Here is an 11942-nt window from a genome sequence, read left to right as displayed (position 1 = left end):
AGATATTTTCAAAACCTAAGAAAAAGAATACTTCTGCATCTTGGTTTTAAGTATGACATTATTTAAAAAAGGAAGTAACTGATTCAGTTACTTCCCCTCCACTCTTGACACAGAGCCAAGTTATATCTTTTTTCTTTAGAGATAATATTGTTGAAAATAATGTAAACGAATTAAATCACAAATAGTCATAATCTGATAATTAAAGTTAATACTATCAAATTTACCCGGAACATAAATAACCTTGCAATTAGGTGTTGTTTCTGTTTTCAGATATTTTTTATTTTGAGTAATTAAAATTTGTTGTGACTGGTCAATATGAACATCAGCTTTAGATTTCTTAAATCCTTCAAGATAACGACCTGTTGCACTAATCACAATAGCCACATCATGTTCATCCATGACAATAGGATCATAATTATGATATTGAATAAATGGTTTACCAAAAGTAATCATATCAGTTTGCAGTTCTATCGCAATAGAAATAGGATATAAAGCTCCAAATACAACAATTCTTTTCGCGCGATAGAGTTTTTGACAAATATCACTGATAATTTTTTCCATTTCATCATCACTGCAATCTTTGTCCATTTTTTCAATAAATTCACGACTATCAACACCAATCATTCTGACACGAATCTGATTCAAACGTGTCTGATGATGGTTAACAAGTGTTTCTCTAAATTCTTCATATTCATGAAAACCAAGTAATGCAATAAACGCATAGAGTTCTTCTTTTTTAAAGCAACCTTTCTTTAAAAAATCTTCTTCACTCATATCTTCCATTTCCAGATAATGAAAAATAATAAATGTACAGATTTTATAATTATAGTCGTGGAATAATGTTCCATTTAAATAAGTAAGAATACGGCTTAGTAATATGTTCATAGAATACCTCCCTTATTTAACATTATAACATGTTTAAAAAGAAAAACATAAAGATTTTGCTTTTTTGAAAAAAATGATATAATCAAGAAAAATGCGAGGTGGTTAAAGAATGCGTATCAATAAAATAGATATTTCAAAGATTCATTTTCATTATCAAAAATATGATCCTTCACTCTATCAATCTATTTTAAGAATCGGTTTTTCTTTTCCTATAACTGTTAATCAAAATGGAGAAACCTATGAATGTATTGATGGACACAAACGTTTATCTGTTTTACAGGATATTTTACAAGATCATTTATCTTATTCAAGAGGCTCATTTGTCCCGGTTATTATTAAAAATCTAGGAAATGATCGTTCTAATGACTGTTGGAGAGGAAGAAACCATCATTAAAGATTTATATCTTGTCCTTATGAAAAATCAGTTAGGCAATGTAAAAGAATGTAAAAATCTGATAAGAAAAGGGCATGTAGAAGTGAATGGGCATTGTGAAAGAGATTTTCGTTATCGAGTGAAAAAAGAAGATTGTATTTTTGTTGATGGTCAAAGAATTAATGCAACACCTTTTGTGTATTATATGCTTTATAAACCCGCAGGTTATATATGTGCTAGTCGTGATGCTGTGTATCCTTGTGTCGTTGATTTGATTGGACGTCAAGACTGTTATTGTGTTGGTAGATTGGATATAGATACAACAGGTTTTGTTTTATTAACAAACGATGCTTCTTTATCTAAAAAACTTTTGCTTCCTGAAAATCATGTAGAAAAGGTTTATGAAGTATGGACACAATCCCCTATAACAAAACAGGCTGTTATTGACTTTGAAAAAGGTGTTATCATTGATCATCATGTCCAATGCTTACCATCTCGTTTAGAAATCATAGATGATTATCATTGTCTTGTGACATTAAAAGAGGGAAAATATCATCAAATAAAAAAAATGTTTCTTTCTATTTCTAATCAAGTTGTCGGCTTGAAAAGAATTGCTTTTGCTGGAATAACTTTAGATTTTCGTCTTGAACTGGGACAATATCGTCATTTCAATGATGAGGAAATGGCTTGTCTTCAGGCGGCATTAAGATAGACACAAGGGGAAGAACTTGTTATAATTGAAACAGAATTGGAGGATGAAATATGGCTATATTAGATACAAATCAACTTATATATCGTTATTTTGAAGAAATATCACAAATTCCACATGGTTCATGTCATGAACAGGACTTAGCGGATTATATTGTTGCTTTGGCTGAAAAACATCATTTAAATTATCAAAGAGATGAAATGCACAATGTTATTGTTTTTAAAGAGGCAAGTCAAGGTTATGAAGATCATGAACCGGTGATGTTACAGGCTCATATCGACATGGTGAATGAAAAAAATAAAGAAAATGATCATGATTTTGATCATGATCCTTTACAGCTTTATATTGAAGATGGTTTTTTACATGCTTATCAGACAACTTTAGGTGCTGATGATGGATGTGGAGTTTGTTATATGCTGGCATTATTAACTGATGAGCAATTATTACATCCAGCATTGGAATGTGTGTTTACAGTTCAAGAAGAAATAGGTCTTTGTGGGGCAATGGCACTTGATACAAGTTCATTAAAGGCCAGACGTCTTATTAATCTGGATAATGAAGCTGAAGGTGAAACTTGTGTGTCTTCATCTGGTGGAAATGATCTTCTCATTACAAAAGAAATAACAGGACAGGATAACGATTCTCCGGTTTATGTTATGGAAGTCAAAGGTCTTATAGGTGGGCATTCTGGTGGATGCATTCATCTAGGACGTGGAAATGCAAATAAGATTGCAGGACGTATTTTGTTTCATTTATTAAAACAGGGAATGGATATTCGTTTGATTGAAGTAAATGGTGGATTGAAAAATAATGCTATTCCTCGTGAGTGTACAGTTGCTTTTGCAAGCAGTCAATCCTATGATGAACTGGCTTATCATATTGGACAAATGGAAGATATTATTAAAAAAGAACTGGAAATGACAGATCCGGATTTTTATGTGGAATTACATCAGGATGAATGTGATGTCTGTATAACATCTAAAGATAGTGAAGCCATGATTTCTATCATGTATCTTTGTCAAAATGGAATGCTGGAAATGTCACCAGTTATCGATCATTTACCTGTTTTATCATTAAATATGGGTGTCATTCGTACTCATGATCATAGTTTAACTATTGATTATTCATTACGTTCGCCCGTTAAAAGTTTGCGTGATGAATTATGTATGCAGTTAGAAACGATTGCATATCTTTATGGTGCTTCAGTTCAAGTATCCAATGAATATCCGGGGTGGGATTATGACCCTCATTCACGTTTAAGAGCACAATTTAAACAATTCTATCAACAATATGCCCATGAACCACTTAAGGAAGTCGCAACACATGGAGGCTTAGAAACAGGCGTATTGAAACAAAAAATACCAGATTTAGATATTATCACTTATGGTCCACATATGGAAAATGTGCATACACCGGATGAAAAACTTGATTTGGCATCTTATTTAAGATGTTATGAATGTCTTGTTGCATTTTTAGAAACATTATAGAGGTTGATATGGATTGCCCTATTAAGAAACAATGTGGTAGCTGTCAATATATAGGAATGGATTATTCTAAACAGCTATCCATCAAAAAAGAAAAATGTGAAAAATTATTTCCTCATCAACGTGTTCATGATGTTGCTGGAATGCAAAATCCATATTTTTATCGTAATAAAGTCATTGTTGCTTTTAATCAAAAATATGAATATGGTTTATATGAAGAAACCTCACATCGCATTGTTCCTATGAAAGCTTGTTTATTGCATGATGAACAAACACATCTAGTTTTAACACAACTTCAAAAGATGTTAAAAAAGTATCGTGTTTCTATTTATGATGAGAACAGAAATCGAGGATTTTTAAGACATGTATTGATTCGTCGTGCTGTGACAACGAATCAGACACTGGTTGTGCTTGTTGGAAGGGAAGCTGTTATGAAAGGGAGCAAAAACTTCTGTCAGGAACTTGTTAAAGCATGTCCATCGGTTCAATCAGTTGTTTTGAATATTAATAATCGACAGACGAGCATTGTTTTATCAAAACAAGAAAAGATTCTCTATGGAAAGGGCTTTATTGTAGATAAGTTATGTGGTTTAACCTTTAAAATTTCAGCACAATCTTTTTATCAGATCAATCATGAACAATGCACTTATCTTTATCATCAAGTTTTATCTTTATTAGACTTGCATAAAAATGATGTTATTTTAGATACTTATTGTGGTATTGGAACAATCGGAATGTTTTTAGCTCAATATGTTGATACTGTGATTGGTGTCGAATTAAATCACGAAGCTTATAAAGATGCGATAAATAATGCCAAGATGAATAAAATTCATAATATTCATTTTGTCCATGATGATGCGACTCATTTTATGGTTGAGTTAGCAAAGCAAAAACAAAAGATTGATTGTGTTATTATGGATCCACCACGTGCTGGGAGTACTCAGGCATTTATTGAATCTATAAAAGTCTTACAACCTCGTCAAGTGATTTATGTATCATGTGATCCTTCAACACAAGCTCGTGACTTGAAAATGTTTAACAAAATAGGTTACAAGAGTCGAGATGTTTATCCTGTTGATATGTTTCCACATACAAATCATATTGAATCACTTATTTCTTTATCTCGTGTTTCATGATTCATTTCTATACAAAATTTCATAAATTTTAACAAAAAGCATATACAAATGTGAAGAATTCATATATAGTAATACAGGTATAGTGAATCAATCAGGAGGGTGAGTAATGATTGAAATTTTAAAAGCGATATTGTTTGGTATTGTTGAAGGAATTACAGAATGGTTACCAATCAGTAGTACTGGACATATGATTTTATTAGATGAATTTATTCAATTAGATGTCAGTCCCGAATTTTATAGCATGTTTCAGGTCGTTATTCAATTAGGGGCAATTATGGCTGTTGTTATTTTGTTTTGGAATGATTTCTTTCCATTTGGGAAAAAGGATAATCCATATCCTTTAGCAAAAGAAGGAATTTTATCTTATGTAAAAGTAGATAAAGTTGTATTATGGATTAAGATACTTGTTGCTTGTATTCCGGCAGCTGTGGTAGGTGTCCTTTTTGATGAACAGTTGGAAGCTATATTCTATAATTATCAGACTGTATCCATTGCCTTGATTGTTTTTGGGATTGCTTTTATTCTCATTGAAAATCGTAATGCCCATCAACGTAGTCGTATACATTCTTTACGTAATATTACAATACAGACTGCTTTATTAATTGGTGTGTTTCAGTTGATTGCAGCTATTTTCCCAGGAACATCTCGTTCTGGAGCAACAATTGTTGGTGCCTTGTTATTAGGGGTGTCAAGAACAGTGGCAGCTGAATTTACATTCTTTTTAGCCATTCCTGTTATGTTTGGAGCATCTTTATTAAAAATTGTGAAATTTGGTTTTGCCTTTACAATGCATGAAGCTATTATTTTGGTTGTTGGCATGCTTGTTGCTTTTGTTGTTTCTGTTTTTGTGATTAAGTTTTTAATGGATTATATTAAAAAACATGATTTTAAAGTTTTTGGATGGTATCGTATTGTTTTAGGTATTGTTGTTTTATTATATTTCATATTTTTAGGATAACACGATATAAATCGTGTTTTTTCTTTTTAGGGGGGATTCATTTTATGCATTATCAGTTTATCAATCAATGTGACGAAGAACTTTATCATTTTTATCAACGTCAAAAATCTTATTTCTCACTTTTTCATCAAGACATTACTTATCAATTTATTCAAGAAGATATGCAAGGACCAGAAGGATTTTGTGAAGATGATCACTATCATTGTAAAATATATGAAAATCATCAAATGATTGCATATCTTGATTATATGATTGGCTATCGTTTTTCTATGAAACATGATTCTCATTATTTATGGATTGGTCTTTTTATGGTTGAAGAAAGTTTATGGCATCGTCATTATGGAAAACAAATCATTACACATCTTTGTAAGCAATATCCAACGCATACATTGCAATTGGCTTGTTTAGTACAAAATAAAAATGGGTTATCTTTTTGGAAAGCGATGGGATTTCAAGAAATAGCATGTTCATATTGGGGTCATGAAGAAGTTGTAATATTGGAAAAACAAGCAAAGGAGGAATTATGAGTTTTATAGATTTTCAAACAAAATATGATATAACACATAAAAAAAGTATGCATATACATCACTGTTGTAATATTTTATCATTGATTCGTTTTTTATTGTTTATTTTGGTTATTGTTTTTTTATTACTGGGATATTTTTGGCAAAATGTATGTTATGGATTAGCAGGAGTTGCTTTGATTGCTTTTTTGATTGTTGTCAAGGTGCATCATCATTATAAAAAGCAGGATGTTTATATCGATGCTCTCCAACAGGTTTATTTAAAACATCTTCAGCGTCAAAAAGGAAAATGGAAAGATTTTGAAGAATGTGGTAATACATTTCTAGATGAACATGATTACAAGAGTTTTGATTTAGATATATTAGGAAAAAATTCTTTATATCAGATGATATGTCTTGCTTTTACATCGCAAGGGAAAAAACAACTTGCTAGTGACCTGATAAATGATCATTGTTATGAAGATATGAAAGAACGTCAAGAGGCAGTAAAGGAATTAGCTAATCATCCAGAATTTGTGATTCAGCTAGAAACACTGGGATCATTGATTCCGCGTCAAAAAAAGGATAGTATAGAAAATTGGTTGTACAGTATTCAAAATCAGTCTGTTTCTTCTATATCGCCTTTTCTATTCCTTTTCCCTTTGATTGTCTGTCTAAGTTTGCTTTGTGTTTGTTTTCACTGGTTCATGCCTTATAGTCAGATTATTTTAGAAGCAGGTGTTGTTTTACAGTTATGTATTGCCTTTTTCTTTTACTTTAGGCATCAGGCATTATTTGAACCCATTGCATACTTATCCACAGGTTTAGAAAGTTATGCACAATGTTATGCACAAATTGTGAATAACTTATTCACATCAGATTATTTACAAAAGCTACAAAAACAGTTAACGGAACAGGAAGATGTTGTTTTGGCAATTCATCAGCTTTCAAGTATTAGTCAAAAAGTCATATATCGTCATAATATTTTTGCTTTTATCATCTTGAATGGATTAGGTTTATTTGATTTCTACATTCATTATCAATATGCACAATGGCTTAAACAATATCAACACGCTATTCCGGTATGGTTTGAGGTACTAGCAAAATTTGAATCTTTAATGAGTTTATCAGTTTTAAAAATAGATCAATTTGATGTTGTCTTGCCAGAAATACAAAAAGAAAAAACACTTGCTTTTACTCATTTGTGTCATCCTTTAATTGATCCTCAACAAGTTGTTGGCAATGATTTTGAAATGAGTGATTCCTTATGTGTCATTACTGGTTCTAATATGTCTGGTAAAACAACATTTATGCGTAGCATCGGCTTAAATCTTGTATTGGCTTATGCAGGTGGCTTTGTTTTTGGAAAGTCGTTAAGCTGTTCACCTATGCATATGATGACATCTATGCGTGTGAAAGATAATGTAGAAGAAGGAATTTCCACATTTTATGGAGAACTTTTGCGTATTAAGGAAATGATTGAATATGCTAAAAAACAACAGCCTATGATTTGTTTTATTGATGAGATTTTCAAAGGAACGAATTCTTTGGATCGTATAGCCGGAGCCAAAGCAACAATTGAAAAATTGTCCTTACCTTTTGCCTATACATTTTTAACAACTCACGATTTAGAACTGGGACAACTGAAAAAACAAAACTATCATTTTGATGAATATTATCAAGATGAACACATATGTTTTGACTATAAAATCAAAAAAGGGGTATCTCAGTCTAGTAATGGACAATTTTTATTAAAACAGGTAGGTATTCTTGATAAATAGGGGAGTGTGATTGCAATGAAAGAAAAAACGATGAAAGATATGTTTAAACTGACTTTTGGAGAAGAAGTAGGAAATGCTGTGAGTCATGGTGTTATGGCTTTGTTATGTCTATTTGTTTTACCATTTGTATCAGTTTACTCTTATTTGCGAGGTGGAGTCGTTCGTAGTGTTGGTGTTTCTATTTTTATCATTTGTTTATTTTTAATGTTTTTAATTTCAACCATTTATCATAGTATGGCATATGATTCTCAGCAAAAATATATTTTTAGAAAGCTTGATCACATATGCATCTATCTTGCGATTGCTGGTAGCTATACACCTGTTGCTTTATGTGTCGTGAAAGGATGGGTCGGTATCTTGATTCTTGTCATTCAATGGTCAGCTGTTCTAGCAGGTATATTGTTGAAGGCAATTTCCAAAAGAGCTTTTCCTATTCTATCAACAGCTATTTATCTTGTGATGGGATGGATTGCAGTCATTTTTATTCCTTTTTTAATTCATTCATCATTCTGGTTTCTCTTTTTCATTGTACTGGGAGGCGTTATGTATTCTATTGGTGTCTTCTTTTATGCAAAACATAAAAAGTTTTTCCATTTTGTATGGCATCTCTTTATTAACTGTGCCAGTATTTTACATTTTATCGCAATTGTCTTTTTGATGTAAAAAACCAAAGGTAAGTTCACCTTTGGTTTTATTTTTCTTCATCATCATTATAAAACGTATCTAACATTTTTTCAGCAATCATTTTATATTGATTGCTTAAGGAACAAATCAATAATAATAAGACAACCATATGATGGGAATCATCTAAATTCATCTGATGCTGTTCAATAAGTTTTTCTGTGGATGTTGTGACATCATGAAAGAGTTCTTTAGTGATGTTAAGATAATCATTATATATAGGTTCAATTTCTTCCATATGATCATGAAATGGCTGTAATACTTTTTTTATTTCTTGAATAGAAATAGTATTTTTTAAAGAATAAATCAATAACATCTGTAAAATATGATTCTTTGAATATTTCTTTCCTTTGATTGGTTTTAATAATCCTTCTTTAGAATAGTTATTGATCATTGTCTTGGTTAGAAGTTTATCATCTTCATGTCGTTTGTTATCAGCAAGATTGACATCAAATAAAGTCATAATCTGATCCATATATAGATCTAAAGAAGGAATGTCCTCTGATTTTAAATGACTCATATGTTCAATTTGATTTAAAATTTCATTAAGTTTTTCGTTATTCATCAAATCACCTCATAAATACTATACATGAATTTATAGAAAATAACAATATCTCGTTGACAAATGAATAAAATAAAATATAATAAATATATAAAGTAGTATTTAATACTATATTAAAAGGAGCTGATATTATGAATAAGTTGTTTCAAAAAGCTATGGATCCCATTAGTAGTGAAACACATTTTATTGGTGCATGTCTTTCTTTGGTTGGATTATTAGTCATGATTGTGATTGGTATTCAAAAAGAAACGTCACCAGCTATATTATGGGCAGCGATTATTTTTGGATTATCTTTAATAGCATTATATAGTGCAAGTTCTATTTATCATTTTTTTAGTGGTCATCAAAAAATCAAGACGATTTTAAGAAAATTAGATCATTCTATGATTTATGTCTTAATTGTTGGCACATATACACCTGTTGTCATGGCTTGTATGCCACAACCCCATGCTTATTATTTTTTAGCTGTTTTGTGGAGTGTTGCGATTATTGGAATTATTTTAAAAATCTGCTGGTTGAATGCTCCAAGAGCTATCGCAACAGCTATTTATTTAATACTTGGATGGTCTATTCTTTTTGATTTTCAGTCATTTCAGGGTATTTCTTTACCTTGTCTGATTTTGATTGCTTGTGGTGGTATTGCATATTCTATAGGGGCATTTATTTATATTTTTAAAAAGCCTAATTTAACGATTCATTTTGGTTTTCATGAACTTTTTCATATCTTTGTGATTATGGGGTCTTTATTCCATTATCTGGCAATTGTTATTTTTATTCTTTAAAAAGCATATCTATGCTTTTTTTCTTTGCTTTATGAATGAATTTTGCTTATAATAGGGAATGGTGATAAAGAATGAAAAAAATGAAATTAACATATCAGACTCTCATATTGTATCTTGTTGCATTTTTAGTGATTGTCATAGGTGATCAGGTGACAAAGATTATTGTCGATCATACATTATCTTTAGGTGGTAGTTATGCGATTATTGATAATTTCTTCTATTTTACATATGCTCATAATACAGGAGCAGCATGGGGAATGTTAGCAGGAAAAATCAGTTTATTTTTAATTGTGTCTGTGGTTGCTGCCATAGGTATTATTTATTATTTTATGAAATCTGAATCTTATCAAAAATTAACACGTTTTGGATTGGTTCTGGTATTTGGCGGATTGATTGGTAATTTGATTGATCGTCTGGCTTTTGGCTATGTCAGAGATTTTATTGATTTTATTATTTTTGGATATAACTTTCCTATTTTTAATGTTGCAGATATGGCAATTACAATAGGGATGGCACTGGTTATTTTAGAAATAGGTATAGAGGAGTATAAAGCATGGAAACTATCAAAATCACAGTAGATGAAACCAATCAGGGACAAAGAATTGATAAATTATTGATGTTGTATTTAAAAGATATGTCAAGAACTCAAATTCAACAGCTTATTCGTCAAAACCATGTTCGTGTCAATGATTGTGTTATCAAAGCAAGTTATAAAGTTGAAACAGGTGATCAATGCCTCATTGAAATTCCTGAACCAGAGAATATGGATGTTTTACCAGAAAATATTCCATTAGATATTGTTTATGAAGATCAGGACGTTATCGTTGTGAATAAACCAAGTGGTATGATTGTTCATCCTTCACCAGGCATTTATTCAGGAACACTGGTCAATGCTTTGTTGTACCATTGTCAAGATTTATCTGGTATTAATGGTGTTATGCGTCCTGGTATTGTTCATCGTATCGATAAGGAAACAAGTGGCTTATTGATGGTTGCTAAAAATGACATGGCTCATCAGAGTTTAAGTGAACAGTTACAGGAACATACGGTTATCAGACGTTATCAGGCATTGGTACATGGTTTAATTCCACATGAATTTGGACGTATTGAAGCCCCTATTGGACGTGACCCTCATGATCGTCAAAAAATGACATGTACTGATAAAAATGCGAAGGAAGCCATTACGAATTTTCAGGTTATTGAGCGTTTTCGTGATATGTGTTTAGTTGAATGTCGTCTGGAAACAGGACGTACACATCAGATTCGTGTTCATATGCAATACATTGGACATCCTGTTTATGGTGATCCTCAATATGGTTTAAAACGTGATGATACATCACATGGGCAATATCTTCACGCTAAAATTTTAGGTTTTATTCATCCGAGAACACAAAAAGAAATGTATTTTGAAAGTGATCTGCCAGATTATTTTGTAGAAAAATTAGAACAGTTACGTCAAGAAATGGAGGGATAATGAATGTCAACAGTCATCAGCTGGGATCAGTATTTTATGGGAATTGCAAAACTATCTGCTTATCGTTCTAAAGATCCTAATACGCAAGTCGGTGCATGTATTGTGAATGCTGAAAATAAAATTGTCGGTGTCGGTTATAATGGATTGCCTTGGGGATGTGAAGATACGCAGTTTCCCTGGGGCAACAGAGAAGGGGATATGTATGATACCAAATATCCATACGTTGTTCATGCTGAATTAAATGCTATTTTAAATAGTATTCAGAATTTAAAAGGTTGTCGTATTTATGTATCCTTATTTCCATGCCATGAATGTGTCAAAGCTATTATTCAAAGTGGTATTCAAAAAATTATTTATGAAGATGATAAATACAACGATACACCGAGTGATCGTGCAGCTAAACGTATGCTGGATGCGGCTGGAGTTGTTTATCAAAAGATGACTCCATTTGATATTGAAATCAAATAAGTTAAAAAAGCTATTTGTGAGTTTATATTGATATGATAACCTCCTAGTAGACAGTGTAAATAATTAAACACTGATACGGGAGGTTTTTATATTGGGAAGAAAAAGCAAATATTCTAAAGAACTAAAAATAGAAATATGTAAACGTT

At 31.4% G+C, this 11942-nt stretch carries 14 protein-coding genes; 12 read left to right on the top strand and 2 right to left on the bottom strand.

The window, feature by feature from the left end; translation table 11 throughout:
* Window positions 1–135: 135 nt before the first annotated feature.
* Window positions 136–885: a MurR/RpiR family transcriptional regulator gene (locus tag B5E75_RS13280; protein ID WP_087360152.1), complete on the bottom strand. Its 750-nt coding sequence runs from the start codon at window positions 883–885 to the stop codon at window positions 136–138.
* Window positions 886–994: 109 nt separating this feature from the next.
* Here B5E75_RS13280 and B5E75_RS13275 point away from each other — a divergent pair, with 109 nt between their 5' ends.
* The 8 genes from B5E75_RS13275 (at window position 995) to trhA (B5E75_RS13240) (ending at window position 8492) form a co-directional block, all read left to right on the top strand.
* Window positions 995–1279, top strand: a complete 285-nt coding sequence (locus tag B5E75_RS13275) for a ParB N-terminal domain-containing protein (protein WP_087360149.1) — start codon at window positions 995–997, stop codon at window positions 1277–1279.
* A complete protein-coding gene (locus tag B5E75_RS13270) occupies window positions 1248–1970 on the top strand; it encodes a pseudouridine synthase (protein ID WP_241146676.1) in 723 nt (240 codons plus the stop codon). The genes B5E75_RS13275 and B5E75_RS13270 overlap by 32 nt, the downstream gene beginning before the upstream one ends.
* Before the next feature lie 50 nt (window positions 1971–2020).
* On the top strand, window positions 2021–3454 hold the full coding sequence (pepD, locus tag B5E75_RS13265; protein WP_087360146.1) for a beta-Ala-His dipeptidase: 1434 nt from the start codon (window positions 2021–2023) through the stop codon (window positions 3452–3454).
* Between the two features lie 8 nt (window positions 3455–3462).
* Entirely contained in the window at window positions 3463–4587 is a 1125-nt protein-coding gene (gene rlmD / locus B5E75_RS13260; RefSeq protein ID WP_087360156.1) for a 23S rRNA (uracil(1939)-C(5))-methyltransferase RlmD, read from the top strand.
* Between the two features lie 106 nt (window positions 4588–4693).
* Entirely contained in the window at window positions 4694–5545 is an 852-nt protein-coding gene (locus tag B5E75_RS13255) for an undecaprenyl-diphosphate phosphatase (protein ID WP_087360143.1), read from the top strand.
* A gap of 44 nt (window positions 5546–5589) precedes the next feature.
* Window positions 5590–6072: a GNAT family N-acetyltransferase gene (locus B5E75_RS13250; protein WP_087360140.1), complete on the top strand. Its 483-nt coding sequence runs from the start codon at window positions 5590–5592 to the stop codon at window positions 6070–6072.
* Window positions 6069–7829, top strand: coding sequence for a MutS-related protein (locus tag B5E75_RS13245; protein WP_087360137.1), 1761 nt, complete (start codon window positions 6069–6071; stop codon window positions 7827–7829). Before B5E75_RS13250 ends, B5E75_RS13245 begins: the two co-directional genes overlap by 4 nt.
* A 15-nt stretch (window positions 7830–7844) precedes the next feature.
* Window positions 7845–8492, top strand: a complete 648-nt coding sequence (gene trhA, locus B5E75_RS13240; RefSeq protein ID WP_087360134.1) for a PAQR family membrane homeostasis protein TrhA — start codon at window positions 7845–7847, stop codon at window positions 8490–8492.
* A gap of 28 nt (window positions 8493–8520) precedes the next feature.
* Here trhA (B5E75_RS13240) and B5E75_RS13235 read toward each other — a convergent pair whose 3' ends face one another.
* Entirely contained in the window at window positions 8521–9075 is a 555-nt protein-coding gene (locus tag B5E75_RS13235; RefSeq protein ID WP_087360131.1) for a DUF1836 domain-containing protein, read from the bottom strand.
* A gap of 128 nt (window positions 9076–9203) precedes the next feature.
* Here B5E75_RS13235 and trhA (B5E75_RS13230) point away from each other — a divergent pair, with 128 nt between their 5' ends.
* The 4 genes from trhA (B5E75_RS13230) (at window position 9204) to B5E75_RS13215 (ending at window position 11796) form a co-directional block, all read left to right on the top strand.
* Window positions 9204–9854, top strand: coding sequence for a PAQR family membrane homeostasis protein TrhA (gene trhA, locus B5E75_RS13230; protein WP_087360129.1), 651 nt, complete (start codon window positions 9204–9206; stop codon window positions 9852–9854).
* A gap of 71 nt (window positions 9855–9925) precedes the next feature.
* Window positions 9926–10432 (top strand): signal peptidase II, encoded by a 507-nt coding sequence (gene lspA / locus B5E75_RS13225; RefSeq protein WP_087360126.1) that lies wholly within the window; start codon window positions 9926–9928, stop codon window positions 10430–10432.
* Window positions 10408–11328, top strand: coding sequence for an RluA family pseudouridine synthase (locus B5E75_RS13220; protein WP_087360123.1), 921 nt, complete (start codon window positions 10408–10410; stop codon window positions 11326–11328). The genes lspA and B5E75_RS13220 overlap by 25 nt, the downstream gene beginning before the upstream one ends.
* Window positions 11329–11331: 3 nt before the next feature.
* Complete coding sequence (locus B5E75_RS13215; RefSeq protein ID WP_087360120.1) at window positions 11332–11796, top strand: deoxycytidylate deaminase; 465 nt, start codon at window positions 11332–11334, stop codon at window positions 11794–11796.
* The last annotated feature ends 146 nt before the right edge of the window (window positions 11797–11942 follow it).

The sequence above is a fragment of the Massiliimicrobium timonense genome, from assembly GCF_002160865.1.
Classification (GTDB): domain Bacteria; phylum Bacillota_I; class Bacilli_A; order Erysipelotrichales; family Coprobacillaceae; genus Allocoprobacillus.
This window is presented reverse-complemented; position numbering and strand designations above follow the sequence as displayed.

What these genes read in the sequence shown, in the direction of transcription:
- B5E75_RS13280 (WP_087360152.1), bottom strand. Translation starts at nt 885, where the DNA reads ATGAACATATTACTAAGCCGTATTCTTACTTATTTAAATGGAACATTA.
- B5E75_RS13275 (WP_087360149.1), top strand. Translation starts at nt 995, where the DNA reads ATGCGTATCAATAAAATAGATATTTCAAAGATTCATTTTCATTATCAA.
- B5E75_RS13270 (WP_241146676.1), top strand. Translation starts at nt 1,248, where the DNA reads ATGACTGTTGGAGAGGAAGAAACCATCATTAAAGATTTATATCTTGTC.
- pepD (WP_087360146.1), top strand. Translation starts at nt 2,021, where the DNA reads ATGGCTATATTAGATACAAATCAACTTATATATCGTTATTTTGAAGAA.
- rlmD (WP_087360156.1), top strand. Translation starts at nt 3,463, where the DNA reads ATGGATTGCCCTATTAAGAAACAATGTGGTAGCTGTCAATATATAGGA.
- B5E75_RS13255 (WP_087360143.1), top strand. Translation starts at nt 4,694, where the DNA reads ATGATTGAAATTTTAAAAGCGATATTGTTTGGTATTGTTGAAGGAATT.
- B5E75_RS13250 (WP_087360140.1), top strand. Translation starts at nt 5,590, where the DNA reads ATGCATTATCAGTTTATCAATCAATGTGACGAAGAACTTTATCATTTT.
- B5E75_RS13245 (WP_087360137.1), top strand. Translation starts at nt 6,069, where the DNA reads ATGAGTTTTATAGATTTTCAAACAAAATATGATATAACACATAAAAAA.
- trhA (WP_087360134.1), top strand. Translation starts at nt 7,845, where the DNA reads ATGAAAGAAAAAACGATGAAAGATATGTTTAAACTGACTTTTGGAGAA.
- B5E75_RS13235 (WP_087360131.1), bottom strand. Translation starts at nt 9,075, where the DNA reads ATGAATAACGAAAAACTTAATGAAATTTTAAATCAAATTGAACATATG.
- trhA (WP_087360129.1), top strand. Translation starts at nt 9,204, where the DNA reads ATGAATAAGTTGTTTCAAAAAGCTATGGATCCCATTAGTAGTGAAACA.
- lspA (WP_087360126.1), top strand. Translation starts at nt 9,926, where the DNA reads ATGAAAAAAATGAAATTAACATATCAGACTCTCATATTGTATCTTGTT.
- B5E75_RS13220 (WP_087360123.1), top strand. Translation starts at nt 10,408, where the DNA reads ATGGAAACTATCAAAATCACAGTAGATGAAACCAATCAGGGACAAAGA.
- B5E75_RS13215 (WP_087360120.1), top strand. Translation starts at nt 11,332, where the DNA reads ATGTCAACAGTCATCAGCTGGGATCAGTATTTTATGGGAATTGCAAAA.